Annotated in this window: 15 protein-coding genes; 6 read left to right on the top strand and 9 right to left on the bottom strand. The window is 46.6% G+C overall.

Annotated elements, in window-relative coordinates:
* Window positions 1-38 precede the first annotated feature (38 nt).
* The 3 genes from DN062_RS19270 to metG are packed head-to-tail and all read right to left on the bottom strand — an operon-like array spanning window position 39 to window position 3,545.
* Window positions 39-779 carry a DnaJ domain-containing protein gene (locus DN062_RS19270; RefSeq protein WP_112159712.1) on the bottom strand — a complete coding sequence of 247 codons (741 nt, stop codon included), beginning with the start codon at window positions 777-779 and terminating at the stop codon, window positions 39-41.
* Window positions 780-788: 9 nt separating this feature from the next.
* Window positions 789-1,490 carry a VWA domain-containing protein gene (locus DN062_RS12780; RefSeq protein WP_112159711.1) on the bottom strand — a complete coding sequence of 234 codons (702 nt, stop codon included), beginning with the start codon at window positions 1,488-1,490 and terminating at the stop codon, window positions 789-791.
* An 18-nt stretch (window positions 1,491-1,508) separates the two neighbouring features.
* Window positions 1,509-3,545, bottom strand: a complete 2,037-nt coding sequence (metG, locus tag DN062_RS12775; protein WP_112159710.1) for a methionine--tRNA ligase — start codon at window positions 3,543-3,545, stop codon at window positions 1,509-1,511.
* A 146-nt stretch (window positions 3,546-3,691) separates the two neighbouring features.
* Here metG and DN062_RS12770 point away from each other — a divergent pair, with 146 nt between their 5' ends.
* From DN062_RS12770 to DN062_RS12745, 6 genes are all read left to right on the top strand, one after another.
* Entirely contained in the window at window positions 3,692-4,909 is a 1,218-nt protein-coding gene (locus DN062_RS12770) for a response regulator (RefSeq protein WP_112159709.1), read from the top strand.
* A gap of 71 nt (window positions 4,910-4,980) precedes the next feature.
* Complete coding sequence (gene trmA, locus DN062_RS12765; RefSeq protein ID WP_112159708.1) at window positions 4,981-6,072, top strand: tRNA (uridine(54)-C5)-methyltransferase TrmA; 1,092 nt, start codon at window positions 4,981-4,983, stop codon at window positions 6,070-6,072.
* Between the two features lie 109 nt (window positions 6,073-6,181).
* On the top strand, window positions 6,182-7,030 hold the full coding sequence (gene apbC, locus DN062_RS12760) for an iron-sulfur cluster carrier protein ApbC (protein WP_112159707.1): 849 nt from the start codon (window positions 6,182-6,184) through the stop codon (window positions 7,028-7,030).
* Between the two features lie 131 nt (window positions 7,031-7,161).
* Window positions 7,162-7,728, top strand: a complete 567-nt coding sequence (dcd, locus tag DN062_RS12755) for a dCTP deaminase (protein WP_112159706.1) — start codon at window positions 7,162-7,164, stop codon at window positions 7,726-7,728.
* A gap of 16 nt (window positions 7,729-7,744) precedes the next feature.
* Window positions 7,745-8,386 (top strand): hypothetical protein, encoded by a 642-nt coding sequence (locus DN062_RS12750; RefSeq protein ID WP_036512263.1) that lies wholly within the window; start codon window positions 7,745-7,747, stop codon window positions 8,384-8,386.
* A gap of 32 nt (window positions 8,387-8,418) precedes the next feature.
* Entirely contained in the window at window positions 8,419-9,204 is a 786-nt protein-coding gene (locus DN062_RS12745) for a hypothetical protein (protein ID WP_112159705.1), read from the top strand.
* Between the two features lie 73 nt (window positions 9,205-9,277).
* On the opposite strand, the gene DN062_RS12740 is transcribed toward DN062_RS12745, so the two are convergent.
* The 6 genes from DN062_RS12740 to DN062_RS12715 form a co-directional block, all read right to left on the bottom strand.
* Window positions 9,278-10,570, bottom strand: coding sequence for a TolC family outer membrane protein (locus tag DN062_RS12740; protein ID WP_239995783.1), 1,293 nt, complete (start codon window positions 10,568-10,570; stop codon window positions 9,278-9,280).
* 10 nt (window positions 10,571-10,580) lie between these two features.
* Window positions 10,581-13,634: an efflux RND transporter permease subunit gene (locus DN062_RS12735; RefSeq protein WP_112159703.1), complete on the bottom strand. Its 3,054-nt coding sequence runs from the start codon at window positions 13,632-13,634 to the stop codon at window positions 10,581-10,583.
* Window positions 13,631-14,707, bottom strand: a complete 1,077-nt coding sequence (locus DN062_RS12730; protein WP_112159702.1) for an efflux RND transporter periplasmic adaptor subunit — start codon at window positions 14,705-14,707, stop codon at window positions 13,631-13,633. The genes DN062_RS12735 and DN062_RS12730 overlap by 4 nt, the downstream gene beginning before the upstream one ends.
* Entirely contained in the window at window positions 14,704-15,327 is a 624-nt protein-coding gene (locus tag DN062_RS12725; protein ID WP_112159701.1) for a TetR/AcrR family transcriptional regulator, read from the bottom strand. The genes DN062_RS12730 and DN062_RS12725 overlap by 4 nt, the downstream gene beginning before the upstream one ends.
* 101 nt (window positions 15,328-15,428) lie before the next feature.
* Window positions 15,429-16,625, bottom strand: coding sequence for a GGDEF domain-containing protein (locus DN062_RS12720; RefSeq protein ID WP_112159700.1), 1,197 nt, complete (start codon window positions 16,623-16,625; stop codon window positions 15,429-15,431).
* 206 nt (window positions 16,626-16,831) lie between these two features.
* Entirely contained in the window at window positions 16,832-17,470 is a 639-nt protein-coding gene (locus DN062_RS12715) for a DUF938 domain-containing protein (protein ID WP_205126729.1), read from the bottom strand.
* Window positions 17,471-17,547 lie beyond the last annotated feature (77 nt).

Raw genomic sequence — 17,547 nt, 5'->3', positions numbered from 1 at the left:
CTGGATGATTTGTCATACGGAGCGATTTCATCGCTAGACTACTTGTGCAATAAAATACGTTTTGCATCATTGATGCGCGCAGCAAGCCAAGTGCTTCCACCTCTGTCAGGATGCATTTTTTGCATTAAACGTCGATGAGCGGCAATAATCTCATCTTTAGATGCCCCCGGAGACAAACCTAACACATCAAACGCATCCTGCTCCGACAAGTTTCCGGAATCAACCTGTTGAGCATTTGCGTCTTCTTGCACGTCGTCATCACGCCAGGAATCTCCAAAGCGTTTATCCAGATAGGTTTCTAATAATCGTGCAGAATCAAAATCCTGTGTACGAAAATCCGCTAAAAGTTGAAGAAACTCTTTTTCGTTGAGATCGCCAAGCTGACGCCCAGAAAAAGCTCCTTGCAATACTTGGCCAAACATCAATCCTGTATCGTGCTCTAGGGTCATTTCGAGCATCGCAGTGGTTACTTTTGAGCGATTGCCTGTCGAGCTGCTGGTCGTTTTAGAGGCCCGTTTTTTACGCAGCCAAACGCCTAAGAAAGGCACCAAGCGAATAATCCAAGGAATAAGACGCTGTAAAAAGGGTATAAACAGCCCGAGCAGGGCGCCTAGGACATGAAAGCGTCCAGTCAAGCTAAAATAAATAATGAGCAGCGCTAAAAAAACCAATGAGAGTTTGATCAACCCTTTGGCGCGCTGTTGTGGGGGGTGGGCTTTAATCCAAAAGAAACCAACCAGAAGGCTTGCACAGATAAAAAAGAAACTTGCGGGACTCACTAAAGACTCCTATCGGCCCAATTGTTGGGTGAGGCGTTTAATATGGGCACCTTGAGACTTTGTAAACTGCTCAAGAGCTTTCTGCCCACCACTAGCATAGACCGCAACAGCACTCAAAAGATCCCTAAGCATAGAGGGACTGTTGGCATCGAAGGGGGAATAGGCGCCACCTGAAAGTGAACAAACTTGGCGAAATGCTCGTTCAGCCTCAGAATCGTTACCTTCATGGAAAATAAAAACGGGGGTGCGTAACATGCCCAATTCACCTGCACGTTGGCAAAGGTGATCCACGGGCTCCTCACATGAATCCACCACCAGTATGACGGCTTTAACAGGTGTTACTCGCGTTTCTTTGAGGGCGTTTTTTAAAACCTTCTCAATTTGAGTGTGCCCGCCTAAGCACGACACACCATTCATGCGTTGCAATAGGTCTTGGGTGTTGCGTAACCATTCGCTGGCGACGAACTCTCCAAAACCTCGATAATAGTTTAACTGAACACTTAAGCCCCCCAAGTCTTGGGTGGCTAAAAAGAGTTCACTTTGCAGTTGGCAAGCTTGATCCCAAGAAGCCTCACGGCTTGCGGTTGCATCCAGCGCAAAGATTAAACGACCACCTTCTGATGTATGAACTTTAGGCAAGGTGTTGACTTGTTGTATAAACGAGTCAATCGCTTGTCGATCAGAAACTGTTTTTAACTCTTTGCGACTCATGCAGACCTCTTTAAATACTTAACGAATTCGCATGCCAGGCTGTGCACCTTCATGGGGTTCCAGAATCCAGATGTCTTTTCCACCTGGACCTGCTGCCAATACCATACCCTCAGAAACACCAAACTTCATCTTTCTGGGTGCAAGATTGGCAACCATAACGGTGAGCTTGCCTTCAAGTTGCTCGGGTTGGTAAGCGGATTTGATGCCAGCAAATACGTTTCGAGTCTCACCACCAAGATCTAGGGTTAATCTCAATAGTTTATCGGCCCCTTCTACCGCCTCAGCTTTGGCAATTTTGGCAACCCTTAAGTCCAATTTAGCAAAGTCATCAAAGCTGATTTCGTTGGAAATTGGCTCTTGCTGCAAGGGTGTTTTGCTCGCTGCAGGTGCAGTTTGTTGGGTTTTCAATAAATCTTGACGAGAGTCTTCAATCACTTTTTCAATCACCTCGGGTTCCACGCGTTGCATCAATGGCTTGAATTTGTTGATACGATGATTGAGCAAAGGTTGTTCAATTGCCTGCCAACTTAAATCCTGAATGTTTAAAAACTCAGCCGCCTCTTGCGCCACTTGAGGTAAAACAGGTGCTAGGTAGCTGACAATGACACGGAAAAGATTGATGCCCAATGTGCAGCAGGCTTGTACCTCTGCTTCACGACCTTCCTGCTTTGCCAACACCCAAGGCTCTGCGGTGTCAATGTATTGGTTGGCCTTATCGGCAATGTGCATGATTTCGCGCATAGCACGGCCGTATTCGCGTTTTTCGTAGGCGTCCGCAATGCTTTCGCCAGCGGCCACTGCTTCTTGGTACAAGTTAGGCTCAACGAGGGTGGAGTCGAGTTGGCCGTCAAACTTCTTCTGAATAAAGCCAGCGCATCGGCTCGCAATATTCACGACTTTGTTAACGAGATCGGCGTTGACCTTGAGACGGAAGTCTTCGAGATTAAGATCGATATCGTCAATGCCAGAGCCAAGCTTAGCCGCAAAATAGTAACGCAAGTATTCAGGGCGTAAATGCTTAAGGTACGTTTCGGCCATGATAAAGGTGCCACGAGACTTGGACATTTTTTGCCCGTTAACCGTCAAAAAGCCATGGCAGAAAACACCTGAAGGGGTTCTGAAGTTCGAACCATGCAGCATTGCGGGCCAAAAAAGTGTGTGGAAATACGCAATGTCTTTACCAATGAAGTGGTAGAGCTCAGCTGTGGAATCTGGTGACCAGAAATGATCAAAGTCATTGCCAGTTTTATCGCACCAGTGTTTAAAGCTGGCCATATATCCAACGGGTGCGTCTAGCCAAACGTAAAAATATTTATTTTCTTCACCAGGAATTTCAAAGCCCCAGTAAGGAGCATCACGGGATATATCCCATTGCTGTAAGCCTGCTTCAAACCATTCATTGAGCTTGTGCTTCATTTGCACTTGCACGTGCTTATCTACCCAGTTTTGTAAAAAGGGTTCAAAATCGGCCAGCTTAAAGAAAAAGTGCTCTGACTCTTTCTCAATAGGGCGCGCGCCGGAAACAGCTGAGTAGGCATTTTTTAGTTCGGTAGGTGAGTAGGTTGCACCACAGGCTTCGCATGAATCACCGTACTGATCCGCCGCACCGCATTTTGGGCACTCGCCCTTGATGAAGCGATCGGGTAGAAACATGTTTTTTTCAGGATCATACGCCTGAGTAATTGTACGACGTGCAATGTGGCCCGCATCACGCAAACGCTCATAAATCAGCGATGAAAAATAGCGGTTTTCATCGGAGTGCGTAGAGTGATAATTATCAAAATTAACCATGAAGCCAGAAAAATCGCGTTGGTGCTCTTGGCTGACTTTATCAATCAGTGCTTGAGGCGAAATTCCCATTTGATCTGCTTTAAGCATGATGGGCGTGCCATGGGCATCATCCGCACAAACATAAATACACTCGTGCCCACGTTGCTTTTGAAATCGAACCCAAATATCAGTCTGAATGTATTCAACCATATGGCCAAGGTGTATCGGACCATTTGCGTAGGGCAGGGCACTCGTTACGAGAATTTTACGGGCTTGGTCAGTCATCGTTTACTCTGTGAAATTTTATTTAAAAGGAACTATGCTTAGATTCTACGCTGATTTTAAAACCTAATGAACTGTACACTTTCAAATTTTCCGATTTGGTGGTAATTTAATCCTTCTTACCGACTGACCTAAGATATGGACTTTTTATGAACTCAGTGCCTGATGAATTGCTTGTGTTGTTTTGTGACCTGAGCACCACAGAGCGCTATCGGGATTTTCCGGCCTACGGAAATCAACGACAAGTGTTTAATACGGATGAAGCGTTCCAGGTTCTGGATGATGATCGCTTTGACTTTAACGTGCTTGTTGTACGTACTGACTCCCGCCAAGGAGAGGCCATCGACTTTTTATGTCGTGTCCGCTCTGAGTTTCCGGGCGTTGTTAGAATCCTGATATCTGACGCGATGAATGCGCAGCTGGCTAGCCGTGCAACAGAGGTGGCTCACCGTTCACTGAAAAGTGACTATACGGATGATCAATTAGTGGCGTCTATTCAGCGAGGTGTAAAAACTGAGCAGTTATTGGGTGACCCTAAGTTGCGTCAGTACATTTTGTCTTTAGGGAACTTGCCTTCCTTCCCACAGGTCTTGAATGAGCTTAACCAAGCCTTGGCGAAGGACACTACGGGCGCGCGCGAAGTGTCGATGATTCTTGAAAAAGATCCAACGATGGTCGCAAAAATATTGCAAATGGTGAACTCATCTTTCTTTAATCTGGGCAATGCTAATTTCTATAGCCTAAAAGAGGCTGTCAGTCGCTTAGGCATGCGTACGATTAAAGATTTGGTGTTGACCGAGCATCTTTTTCAATCCTTGAGTCAAAATGAGCGTTGGCGCGGGTTTTCGTTCCAGCAGCTTCATGAACGCTCGATGATTGTCAGTCAGTTTGCAGCCGGAATTTGCCGTTTAGGTGGTTACGATAATATTGTTCAGGGCCAAGCTAGGTTAGCAGGTTTGTTGCATGATATCGGCATGCTGGTGTTGGCTCTAGGCGATCAGGAAAAGTACCACCACGCGATGGTTCGCGCCCAAGAGCTGGGTCAGCCTGTGTATGTTGTTGAAAAACTGGTACTGGGCAGTACGCATGCGCAGACAGGAGCTTACCTGCTCGAAACCTGGAACCTTTCTCCTGAGATCGTGCATGCGGTTTTGTTCCATCATGTGCCAGTGGCATCGGGCGATAAGCATTTCACCCCTTTAACGGCTGTTCACGTTGCTGACAGTTTGTTGCCACCCTTGTTCAATGCAATGGGTTGCAATTTAGGAGGGCGCTTGTCGCGAGATTATCTGCGCGAAATCGACATGCTCCATGCCTTGCCAGAGTGGGAAATGATGGCGCACGACATCGCGTATAAAATGAAATAGCCTTGGGATTCCGGCTGCAGTGCTGTTAAAATCGTCGGTTTTTATCGCCTTTTAACAGCACGAGGCACTTGATGTCAGTTCCACATGTTGATCCTGCTCTCTACGATGCTCAGCTTCAAAGCAAAGCTGAGCGCACACAAGCCCAATTTTCTCGTTTTTCACCTCCTGCATTAGACGTCTTTGCATCCGCTAAAACGCATTACCGCATGCGAGCTGAGTTCAGGACCTGGCATGAAGAAGATGATCTTTTCTACGCCATGTTTGAGCCTGGCAATAATAAACAGCCCATCCGTATTGACCAATGTCCGATGGTGTCTGCTCGCATTGAATCGGTCATGTTTGATTTATTGGATGCTATTCGCCCTGTGCATGAGTTGCGTCATCGCTTGTTTCAAGTGGACTTTTTGAGCACCTTGTCGGGCGAACTGTTAGTGTCTCTGCTTTACCATCGCAAGATTGGCGATCAATGGCGTGAAGCGGTGGCTCCTCTACGCGACCTATTTGGGATCGACATAGTTGGGCGCTCACGCAAGAATAAAATCATTCTTAATCGCGACTTTGTCACCGAACAGTTGTTGATAGGCGATAAAACCTATTCCTATCAGCAAATTGAAAACAGCTTTACTCAGCCTAACGCTGAAGTCTGTCGCAAAATGATAGAGTGGGCTGTAGATGTGACGCGTGCCGAAAAGCAAACGGATTTGATTGAGTTTTACTGTGGCAATGGCAATTTTACCTTGCCTTTGGCGCAAAACTTTAGGCGGGTGGTTGCGACTGAAATCTCGAAAACATCTGTTGCGGCCGCGCGTAAAAATATTGAAGACAACGGTATTGCAAATATCGATATCTTAAGAATGCCGTCTGAAGACCTTGTGCAGGTTCTTCGGGGTGAAAAACAAACTCGTAAAGTTGAGGGGCTTAATCTCGAAGCCTGTGATTTCACCACTGTGTTTGTTGACCCGCCACGATCCGGGCTTGATGATGCGACGGTGCTTCAGGTTCAGGAGTATGATCGGATTTTATATATTTCTTGTAATCCAGACACACTTGAGCAGAATTTAGAAACCCTTGTGCAAACGCATCGAATTGAGCGTTTCGCCTTATTTGATCAGTTTCCCTATACTGAGCACCGAGAGTGTGGTGTGTATTTGGTGCGTCGTTGAGGCATTATTATTGCCTAGCCAGTTGAAAAAGCTAGATATCAGCCTTAAATCCTAGTAAGTTTGTCGGGTATTTTAACAGCGATTTTTCCATAAGCAGCGGGAGAAAAAAATGTCAGTCGTCAATCAAGCGGGAAAACCGCCAGGCCTGATGGGTGTAAAGCATGTTATAGCAGTGGCTTCCGGTAAAGGTGGCGTGGGTAAATCGACCACCGCCGTTAACTTGGCGCTAGCCCTTGCTGCTGAAGGGTATAAAACGGGCATCCTAGATGCCGATATTTATGGACCGAGTCAAGGCATGATGCTGGGTGTCGCAGAAGGTGTTCGTCCGCAATCAGATGAAGAAAAGTACTTTCTGCCTGTCTCGGCTTTGGGTATTCAGGCGATGTCGATGAGCTTTTTGATTACAGAATCGACACCAATGGTATGGCGAGGCCCAATGGCGGCGGGAGCCCTACAGCAATTGATCATGCAAACGAAATGGGATAATTTAGATTATCTAGTGATTGATATGCCACCGGGAACGGGAGACATTCAACTAACACTCTCGCAAAAAGTACCGGTTACGGGAGCCGTGATCGTCACCACGCCCCAAGACATTGCCTTATTGGATTGTAAAAAAGGCATCGAAATGTTCCGTAAGGTTGATATTCCTGTGCTCGGCGTTGTGGAAAACATGAGCCTTCATATCTGCAGTCAATGCGGTCATGAAGAAGCTGTCTTTGGTGAGGGTGGTGGCGAGCGAATTGCACAGGAGTATCAAACGGATTTGCTTGGCCAACTGCCTTTATTAGCCTCTATTCGCGAACAAACGGACAAGGGTCAGCCAAGTGTGATCAGTGAGCCAGAAGGGCGTGCTGCTCAAATTTATCGTGCTATAGCACGTAAAGTGGTTGCCTCGGTTGAAGCGCAAGAAGCGCAAGCGGTAAAAGCGCCGACGATTTCGGTTTTGAATGATTAAGATCGTTCATTAATCTTTCATGATTTGAGTGGTCACAAGCAGCCGTCTCTTGTAAAAAGAGGCGGCTTTTTTGTGTCAAAAGCGTTAGAATGGTCGGCTTGAATATAAGCAAACCTAATGTGTGAGAGTGTATGGGAATCAAGTCAGATCGCTGGATTCGTAAAATGGCCATGGAACATGGCATGATTGAACCGTTTGAGCCTAATCAAGTGCGTCGTGCAAATGGTCAGCCCATTGTATCCTACGGGACTTCGAGCTATGGTTATGATGTGCGTTGTGCTGACGAGTTCAAAATTTTTACGAATATCAATTCATCGATCGTTGATCCAAAAAACTTTGATGATCGCAGTTTCGTTGATGTGAAATCAGATGTTTGTATCATACCCCCAAACTCGTTTGCACTTGCGCGTACAGTTGAATATTTTCGTATACCACGCGATGTACTCACCATTTGCTTAGGTAAAAGCACCTATGCGCGTTGTGGCATCATCGTGAACGTAACACCACTTGAGCCTGAGTGGGAAGGTCATGTGACCTTAGAGTTTTCGAATACTACGCCTTTACCTGCTCGTATTTACGCGCATGAGGGTGTCGCTCAGATGTTATTTTTAGGTGCGGATGAAGTGTGCGAAACGTCTTACAAGGATCGTAACGGAAAATATCAGGGACAAACGGGCGTGGTTGTGCCTAGAACTTGAAAAAGCATCGAAATATATGATTGTTAATTACGAACAAATTGTTGCTTTTTGGCAGCAACTTGAGCAAACATTAGATCAATTGCTCGACAGTCAAAACGATACTTATTTTGATGCCGATCTTTTACTTGACCATTACCGTGATATTTTGCATAAAATTGATCGTAACTTAACTTTCCACTTTGAACGCGAAGAAGGGGAAGGGCCAGTTGAAATGGTGTTTGGTTGTGATGGTTATCCTGAATCAATTCACTCAGTATTGAGTTTGATCAGCGCTGCGCCTGCACTCAGGGGAATAGAATTTAGGGCATTTAATGATCGTTGCGATCCAGTGCCCTCCTGTGTGAATCTAGGCGATGAAGAATGCCGTATAGAAGACTACTGGTGTTCACTCCGTCTTATTGAGGGGCGTCTCCAGTTAGCAGTGTACATGGATGCACTTCCTGAAGTTCTTGAAATGGATGCGCGTGTTGAGGCCGTTATGATTTTTCTTGATGCGATCATCGGCGAGTTTGAAATAATGACTCGTATCTGGTCGTTGGATTGGTTTGAAATACCCGCCGATCCGCTTGATTTTGGTCTGATTCCACTAGAAGAGTTGCGCAATGCTTTTGACAAAATCAAAGATAGCGTTAAACCTTTAGGAATAACGCTTCATTAGTTCACAGAATTCAGCATAAATGGAGAACACGGATGAGCAAATCATTAGCCGATCTGCTAGACAGAGTTCGACTCAAATATGTCGAAGCTGTTGAAGTACAAGGGCACCATCAACCTTATTTGATTGCGCATCATATAGCGCATCAGATGTTGATGGCCGATCCGCAACGTATGGCTGAAATGATCAGCCAAGATCCTAAAATCCTCGCTGCTCGACCGTCAGGTTTAATAGAAGATCCAACCGAAATGGATAACCCCTCTGTGGGAGCCATCGTCTACAGCAACGTTGTCGCTGCGACGCTTGAAGGGCTTCTTGCGGTTGCTGTTAACCGTGGTTGGCTGGATGTGGATGATCAAGGGCAGTTTATGGTGGATGCCGCAGAGCTGGACCGCGTCAAACCGGTTAGCTATACCGATTTCAGTTCGGCTAAGCCCAATCTGGCCCATCAGCAAAGTGAGCTAGGTCGAATTTTCATGGCGGCAGAGCAAGACTATACCGAAAAGCTGAACAGCGAACCTCACAATGCTTATCAATTGGCGGTGCAGATTGCATCGGATTATTCAGTGTTTTCACCGGAGGATTTAGCCCCTTTAATTCTTGAAAATCCTCTGCTACTGGGTCTTAGAATTGATGATCGCATAGACGAGGAAATGTTTGGTGATAATCCGCCGGCGGGATTGATTGTTAGTTTGCACTTGACCGATTTGCTCTTACAGTCTCTGCTCGATATTGCAGGGAGTATGGGAGCGCTAGAGTTGGACAGTGCAGGTGAAATGATTATTCCTTTCGAGGAAGAAGACAGGCCAGTCGTTCATTAAGCCTAGATAGCCAATTGAAAAAGGCTCCCTGAAGATGATTCAGGGAGCTTTTTTTATATCAGTTGCTTTTGTATTAGTCGCGGTCAAGCAACCAGTTGTCCAGTGCCGTCACGTCTTCCGGGCTCAAGGTTCCCAGCGTTTGTTTAAAGCGAAACAGTGTATTCACGTGATCAATGCGTGCATTTGAGTAAGCCAAGCGTGCTTCAAATAGCGCTTGCTCTGCTTGCAATACATCCACGACGTTTCGTGTTCCAACATTAAAGCCTTCTTCAGTTGCTCGCAAAGCTGTTTCCCGCGAAAGAATGCTTTGTTCACGTGCCTTAACACTCTGAACGCTGGTTTGGAGTGTTCTTAGAAGGGTACGAGTGCTTTCTGTAACGGCGCGTTGTGTATCATCTAAGGCATGTCCAGTGGCAATGTACTGGTGTTCTGCTTGACGCTGTGCGGAGTTGATGGCATCACCGCGATACAGGGGTAGGTTTAGATTTAATGCCAAGGTGTTATCGTCAGACCAGCCGTTGCTGTTACCGCCATGGGGGCGAGCATTAGAGTGCGTTAAACTAACGCTCACGGTTGGCAGGTGTTCGCTGCGCTTGCTTTGAACATTACGGCGTGAAGAGTCTACCTGAAGCTCAACGATTTGTAATTCCAGATTTCCTTCTAAGGCTTTTTCAAGCCAAGCGCTTGGGTCTGCAGGCTCAACAGCGACAATCGGGTACTCAGCACGTAAGCTGCCGACCTGATTAAAGGGTTGGCCAGTTAAGCGCTCGAGTGCTTCGAAAGAGTTTTGCAAAGCACCTTCGGCGTCAATACGTTGAACAACGGCATTGTCAAAGGTTGCCTGAGCTTCTTGCACATCAGTGATGGCAATTAAGCCCACTTCAAACTGTGCGTTGACCTGATCCAGACGGCGCTGAAGGGCACGCTCTTGAGCCAGAGCATTTTCAAGTACACTCTTGGTTCTGAGTACTTCTAGATAATTTTGCACACTGCGGAGGATAATGTCTTGCTGTGCTTTATCAAACTCAAGAGCAGAGACTTCTGCGCTGAGCTCGCTGGATCTGAAATTATAGTAGGCCGCTCTGGCATAGACAGGCTGGCTTAAGCTAACGTTATAACCCGTGCGGCCATTGGAGTTAGCACTTTCTGAAGTGCTCGCCGAAAAATCAACACGAGGAAGAAGGGCAGCCTTACCTTGGATTGGGGCTTCTTGGCCTGCCATAAACTCTGCTTCCGCACGTTTAAGTTGCGGATCGTTTTCCAATGCTAAGCGGTAAAGATCCTGCAAAGGTCCAGAGAAGGCTGGAGCACTCATCAGCAACGAGCTGACGAGGATAGGTAACCATACGATATTTGACTTTTTCACAAGCCGATCCTTAATTTTCATAGTCAGGTTTCACTTCACGGAAGTTACGTTTACCAAAAATACTGTAAATGGTCGGAATGACAAATAAGGTTAACAGTGTACCCAATAGCATTCCACCTACAATGACCCAGCCAATTTGTTGTCGAGATTCAGCACCTGCACCCACTGCCATTGCCAGAGGCAAGGTTCCTAAAACGGTTGCGCCCGTTGTCATTAAAATAGGACGCAGACGCAGGGAGGCGGCTTCAATAATTGAATCCCGGAGCTCCATTCCTTTGTCCTGTAACTGATTCGCAAACTCAATAATAAGAATACCATGTTTGGTAACCAGTCCGACAAGGGTTATTAAGCCAATTTGACTATAAATGTTAATCGATCCACCTGAATAAAACAGCGCGATCAGAGCACCAGTTAAAGCCGGTGGTACCGCCAACATGATAATCAGAGGATTTTTGAAGCTTTCGAACTGAGCGGCCAATACCAAGAAGATAAAGATAAGCGACAGCACGAAGGTGGTTTGCATTGCATTACTGGATTCTTTGAATTCCCGCGATTGACCACCATAGTCAAACAAGGCGGTAGGATCAACCTCAGCTAAAGCGGCTTCCATGAATGAAAGCGCATCGCCGATACTGTAACCAGGTACCAGCATTGACTGAATTTTAACCGCTTTGAGTTTATCAAAATGGTTCAGTTCGCGTGGAGCGACGGTTTCCTCAATGGTGATGAGGTTGCCCATCTGAATCATTTCACCATTGGCAGCTCGCACATACAAATTGGCGATATCATCACGAGTGCGACGCATCTCATCTTCAACTTGAAGAATAACGTCGTACTGCTCACCGGCACGTTTAAAGCGAGTCAGGCTGCGTCCTGCCATAAATGTTTCTAGGCTGCGGCCGACATCGCGCACATTGAGTCCCGCTTCCGCGACTTTATCACGCTGTAAGGTTACTTTCAGTTCAGGCTTGTTGAGCTTTAAATCGGTATCGACTTGCACGAAGTTCGGATTTTCAGCCACTTTAGCCAACAGGGCATCGGTGATGACTTTTAAGTCTTGATAATCTCCGGTCGTTTTGACAATAAACTCGACAGGACGTGAAATAAAGCTTTGACCTAAAGAGGGTAGATTGATCGCAAACGACATGTTGCCCGTTACGCCACCATAAATGCGTCCTGTGAGCTCTTCTGCCACGGCTTGTTGAGAGCGAGTGCGGTTTTCCCAGTCCTCTAAACGAACGAAGTTGAGCGAGTTGGTTTCACTCGGAAAGCCAGTGATGCTGAAGTGGTGCGTGCGTTCAGGGATGCCTGAAATAATCGCCTCGACTTGCTTAGCATAACGGTTAACGTAATCAACGGATGAGCCATCAGGGTTGACCGAGAAGGTCATTATGGTGCCGCGGTCTTCAATGGGAGCCAGTTCTTGCGGTAATTTTCCGTAGAAAAAGACGCTGCCAGCAACGCTCAATGCCATAATCGCTAAGGTTAAGGTTTTAGAGCTCAGCGTTTTTTCTAACAGCCAATGATAGCCTTTGCTCGTATTGTTTAGAGCGCTTTCGATTACGTTAAACAGTGCACTGTGCTTTTTCTCGTGTTTGAGTAGCCGAGAGCAAAGCATCGGTGACAGTGTTAGTGCGATAAACGTTGAAACCACAACTGCGCCAGCAAGTGTTAGAGCAAACTCAGTGAAAAGCCGACCGGTTTGTCCGCTTGAAAAACTAACCGGTACGAATACGGCGACAAGTGTTGCCGTGGTGGCAACGATCGCAAAGCCTATTTCTCTGCTGCCTTTAAAAGCGGCTTGAATGGGATCAAGACCTTCCTCAACATGTCGGAAGATGTTCTCCAACATAACGATTGCATCATCCACCACCAACCCGATGGCCAGTACTAGTGCGAGCAAGGTCAGTGTGTTGATGGAAAAATCCATCGCATACATCATCGCAAAGGCGCCAATCAAGGACAGCGGAATGGTGACGACAGGAATCAGCGTTGCTCTTGGGTTGCGCAAGAAGAAAAAGATAACGAGCACCACTAAAGCGCCAGCCATAATCAGTGTTTGGAATACAGATTCGATCGACTTTTCAATAAACACCGAAGAGTCATAGGCAATTTGAACATGCATGCCTTCAGGAAGGTTGGCACTAATGCTATCCAGCATGGTGCGCACACCTTCAGATACATCCAAGGGGTTTGCCGTTGATTGGCGAACCACCCCTAGGGCAATCGCATTTTCGCCATTAAAGCGAGCGTAGTTGCGTTCAACCTCGGGGCCAATTTCAATGCGTGCAACATCCTCTAAACGCACAGCATAGCCATTATCATTACGAATAATGACTTGTTCGAACTCTTCCGTCTCATTTAGATCGGTTTGCGCAAGGATGGTGAACTCGCGGTCGCGGCTTTCAATTCGGCCCGCTGGAATTTCAACGTTCTGGCTTCTTAAGGCTTCCTCGATATCTTGAGGGATGACACCATAGGCAGCCATTCTGGCAGGATCAAGCCATACCCGCATAGAGTAACGGCGCTCACCACCTAAAACAACATTCGCAACTCCTGCCACCGTTTGCAGGGGATCGCGTACGCGGCGCTCTGCATATTCACTGACTTCCATCGGGTCATGGACATCGGAAGACAAGGCTATCCAAATGATGGGCTGGGCATCTGCTTCTGATTTAGCAACGATGGGTTCGTCAATACCATCAGGTAACATGCCGCGCACACGGCTGACACGGTCACGTACGTCATTAGCGGCTGAGTCCGGATCCCGGTCAATTTTGAAGTTAATACTGATTTGGCTGCGCTCGGAGCGACTGATTGATGACATGTAATCAATCCCTTCAATTCCCGAAAGCGAGTCTTCAATAATTTTAGTAACCTGAGATTCGATGATAGATGCGCTTGCACCCGGATAAGATGTGTCAACACTCACAACGGGAATGTCTATTTTAGGGTATTCGCGGATGGTCAAACGATCATAGGAAATGAGTCCTATCAGTAAGACCAGTAAGCTGATCACGCTCGCCAGTACGGGGCGTTTGATACTGATGTCAGAAAGTATCATACATCGGATCCTGATGAAGTTTCAGAAGGTGAGAATAAGGGAGTAATGGGCATACCCGGCTGCAGTTTGATTTGTCCTGCAGTGACCACGACATCGCCAGGCGCTAAGCCTTCGGTTATTTGAACCTCTCCAAAGCGGCGTGCACCCATGGTGACAGGTACCATGCTTAACATGTTATTTTCATCCATTTTCATGACAAAAAATGCATTGTCTAACGGCATGATTGCTTGCTCAGGAATCATAATGGCTTGATCATCGCGACCTATAACAATCTCAATCTTAGAGAAAAGCCCAGGCCTTAAGCGCCCATCAGGATTCGGAATATTGGCACGGACATTAATGTTGTGGCTACGCGCGTTCGATGAAGGAGATATAGCGAAAATTTCACCGCTAAACTGCTCGCCAGGAAAGGCGTCAACTTCAATCATAATCGTTTGACCGATACTGAGTTGGCCAAGATTCCGCTCAGGCATGGCGAAGTCGATCTTCATTTCAGAGAAGTCGGTGAGCTCGACAAGGTCTTGTCCAGAGGTAATAAAGTCGCCAGGGCTGATGTGGCGTAAACCAATCATTCCAGCAAAGGGTGCCCGAATTCGTGTTTTATCAAGGCTTGTTTTTGCAAACTCAACCTGGGCCTCGTTGACTCTCAGTTGAGCCAATTTAGTGTCTCTTTCATTTTGAGATCCCACACGACGCTCTAACAAATCGGAAGCGCGTTGGTATTCTTGGCGACTCAAGTTCGCTTGCGCTTGTGCTTGAGCCAATTCTGCATTGTAAGATGCACTGTCTAAGCGAAATAACTCCTGACCTTGAGTGACCATCTCGCCTTCGTTGAATAATATAGATTCAACGCGACCGCTAATCTCGGATCGAATGATAACCGACTCATTGGCCCGCAGTGTTCCTACCCCGCGCAGAACATGATCCAGGCTTGCAATTTCAACGCGATGAACCTCTGCTGGCAGTCCACCTCTTGGTGGCGCATCCTCAGCAAAAACCACGGGTGCCAATAAAAGCGTTAAACTTAAAAGCGGTAGAAGCAAAAAAGGTTTTGGCGGTACGTAAGATTTCATACTGAATATCCTTTCTGAACAGAAATAGGTTTTAGCAGGTAGTCCCAAGTGAGCGATATGGTGTCACGTAAGGGTTGTTTTGAACCTTCCACTTTCATACGCAGCAAAGCACCTTGCCATAAATGCCAGATCATGGTTGCGATAGTGGCAGCGGGAAGATCATCTCTGACACTGCCTTCGGCTTGGCAAATGCGAATATCTTCTTCTATAAAGCCTAAGACTTTGTTGGTGGCATTTTTAATGGCCAAACGAAACTCTGGAGATTCGCCACCAATTTCACCCGATAGGTTGGTGATGAGGCAACCGAGGTTCTCTTTGGCTTCATCGAAGTTTTCGATTGTGTTTTCAAGCATTTTTCGCATGCGGGTTGCATGATTGCCTTCTAATAGCGACCATTCTAATTGCCAGCGATCATGCTCAATGGCTTCGTAGTATTCGATGACTTCGACGGCATAGGCTTCTTTGCTTTCGAAAAAGTTATAGAAAGAGCCTTTAGATACACCACACGCTTTTAAGATAAGACTGAGGCCGGTACCGTGGTACCCATTTTTGTAGAAAAGCTCAATGCCGCGCTGTAATAAGTACTCGCGGCAGTGAGTAGGGGGTCTGCCTTTGTTCATTCAGTTTTAAACCAATTGTCCTAAAAGTGCTAGTTTATATTTACTGACCGGTCAGTACAATATTACTTCAACACTTTTTACTGTGCACTGCAGCAATTGGATCAACTGAGTTTAGAACTTTGTTTGAAATCGTTCAATTCTTGATCAATTTTTAGCATGAGATCTTCAGCACTGCCTTTCACATCGGACAGAGTTGCCATCGAATAGCTCAGCTTGAACTCAGGGTGGTTCTCTTGCAGGGTCGACTCAATGGCTTTGAGGCGCTTAGCAACAGGAGGGCGACCTTTGGTTAAGGGCATTAATAACATAAACTCATCGCCGCCAAATCGAAACACTTGATCCTTACGACGACTCATTTCGAGTAACTCATCGGCTAGGCGTTTTAAAAGAAGATCGCCCTGTTCGCGGCCATAGGTATTGTTAATCTCAGAAAAACCGTGAATATCAACCAATGCAATTAAGCAGTCTTGTTGGCGTTGTTTGTAGGCTTCAACTGTATGCTGTAGGGCGAGATCAAAGGTTTTGCGTCCAGGAAGCGAGGTCAGTAAGTCGCGAGGTTCGGTGCTATGTTCATAGTTTTTTTCACCAGAGGGCGATTGCGTTAATAGCCAAGCGCCAAGGGTATCGGCCGCCAATGCAATCAACCATGCACTTGTGTCCGTGTCGAGCAAGTCTGGTTTGCCCCAGGCGCAAATGTGCCCCGTACCATGATTATCTGGTAAGTCGATGCGATGACCTATCCAGAGAGCCGATGGGGTTTGTGAAAGCATCGAGTCTAAGGGAAACTCACGACAGATCGCGCTTTGATGTAAACGATGCAGTCCTTCATAGAGGTTCTGAGCGGCATTGCCAGCCAATGAGTGATGTTGCGGAGATTTAAGATTGCCATGGCTCCAAAAGCCAAGCATGTCCAATTCTTTTGCGCTTACGCGTTTGGCAACGACGCAATTATCCCAACCCAAGAGCGGGCCTAAGACACTTGCGGTTGCATTGTATGGCTCGCCACCTTTTTGTAACTCGGGTAGGAGTTTAAGCAATAGTGTCCGTTGCAGGTTATAGCGATCACCTGAATGTCCAACAATCATTTGATGGCGTTTATCCCGCAGTCGTTGAAAACGATGCGATTCGAGATCTAGGTACTCAGAGTCCTCATTAAGAGCCCAGTTAAAAATTTGTTTTCGATACGGGGATGGAAGATCTCGAAAGCTAAGATTAGAGCCTTGCTCTTTGTCCTGCTTTAACAGTAAAACGGCTGCATCAGCATTATCGAGTAAGCGGATCATTCTTTTTGCTTTCATTACCTATCCTTAATATCCATACAAACTATCTAATTACAAGTTTAGCACTGTTGAGGTCTTTGTGTATGAGCTGTTATTGATTTATCGTATTTTATACAACAGGCTGCGAAGCCTGTGCCCAGATTGTTGATCTTGTGCAAGAAGAATGTTGAGCATCTTTAGATCGTGTGGACACTTTAAGATCTATGATTCTACTACCTGTGCGGTTAATCCGTGCGTGTAAAAATGACCGACAAGTTATTGGCGGGCATGTCAATGCAGGTTTTCAGGTGCAGTTGGTTGCATCGTGCCAGTTCGACGACTTCGTCTAAATGTCGAATTCCCCATAGAGGATTGCGCTCGCGTAAGGATGCATCAAACGCGAGATTACTGGGGGCAGGATCAACACCGGACTGCCAATACGGGCCATATAAGTAGACGATGCCTCCAACGGGCAAGTGGCGATTGGCCAAACGCATCAAACCTTCTGTTGCAGTCCAGGGAGCAATATGCACCATATTGATGGCAATCAGAGTATTAAAGGGCGTAAGGGGCGGTGAAGGATTAGCCAGTACATCCAAAAAAGCAGCTGGCAGCAGTTTGTTTGTTTTGGCGTCTGTTTGCCATGCATTAATGCTCTCAAGTGCAGTGCTATCAACATCCGTCGGTTGCCAACATGTGACTTGGACTAAGTTGTCGGATAAATACAGAGCATGCTCGCCCGTGCCTGAGGCGATCTCTAAAACAGACGCCGGAATAGGTAAATGAGGTGAAAGCGCTTGACGAATAGGCTCACGATTGCGCAGTGCGGCTGGTGCACTTAAGCGTTTGGCAAGGTGTGGTTGCATATAGGGTGGCTTGCTCACTGGGTTACCTTCGGCAGGTTAAAGGGGGTTGAATGCATTTAAAGAGTGTACGTCATGTGCTTGCTATATAAAGTACG

This window comes from Nitrincola tibetensis (assembly GCF_003284585.1).
GTDB lineage: Bacteria > Pseudomonadota > Gammaproteobacteria > Pseudomonadales > Balneatricaceae > Nitrincola > Nitrincola tibetensis.
This window is presented reverse-complemented; position numbering and strand designations above follow the sequence as displayed.

What these genes read in the sequence shown, in the direction of transcription:
- DN062_RS12780 (WP_112159711.1), bottom strand. Translation starts at nt 1,490, where the DNA reads ATGAGTCGCAAAGAGTTAAAAACAGTTTCTGATCGACAAGCGATTGAC.
- metG (WP_112159710.1), bottom strand. Translation starts at nt 3,545, where the DNA reads ATGACTGACCAAGCCCGTAAAATTCTCGTAACGAGTGCCCTGCCCTAC.
- DN062_RS12770 (WP_112159709.1), top strand. Translation starts at nt 3,692, where the DNA reads ATGAACTCAGTGCCTGATGAATTGCTTGTGTTGTTTTGTGACCTGAGC.
- trmA (WP_112159708.1), top strand. Translation starts at nt 4,981, where the DNA reads ATGTCAGTTCCACATGTTGATCCTGCTCTCTACGATGCTCAGCTTCAA.
- apbC (WP_112159707.1), top strand. Translation starts at nt 6,182, where the DNA reads ATGTCAGTCGTCAATCAAGCGGGAAAACCGCCAGGCCTGATGGGTGTA.
- dcd (WP_112159706.1), top strand. Translation starts at nt 7,162, where the DNA reads ATGGGAATCAAGTCAGATCGCTGGATTCGTAAAATGGCCATGGAACAT.
- DN062_RS12750 (WP_036512263.1), top strand. Translation starts at nt 7,745, where the DNA reads ATGATTGTTAATTACGAACAAATTGTTGCTTTTTGGCAGCAACTTGAG.
- DN062_RS12745 (WP_112159705.1), top strand. Translation starts at nt 8,419, where the DNA reads ATGAGCAAATCATTAGCCGATCTGCTAGACAGAGTTCGACTCAAATAT.
- DN062_RS12735 (WP_112159703.1), bottom strand. Translation starts at nt 13,634, where the DNA reads ATGATACTTTCTGACATCAGTATCAAACGCCCCGTACTGGCGAGCGTG.
- DN062_RS12730 (WP_112159702.1), bottom strand. Translation starts at nt 14,707, where the DNA reads ATGAAATCTTACGTACCGCCAAAACCTTTTTTGCTTCTACCGCTTTTA.
- DN062_RS12725 (WP_112159701.1), bottom strand. Translation starts at nt 15,327, where the DNA reads ATGAACAAAGGCAGACCCCCTACTCACTGCCGCGAGTACTTATTACAG.
- DN062_RS12720 (WP_112159700.1), bottom strand. Translation starts at nt 16,625, where the DNA reads ATGAAAGCAAAAAGAATGATCCGCTTACTCGATAATGCTGATGCAGCC.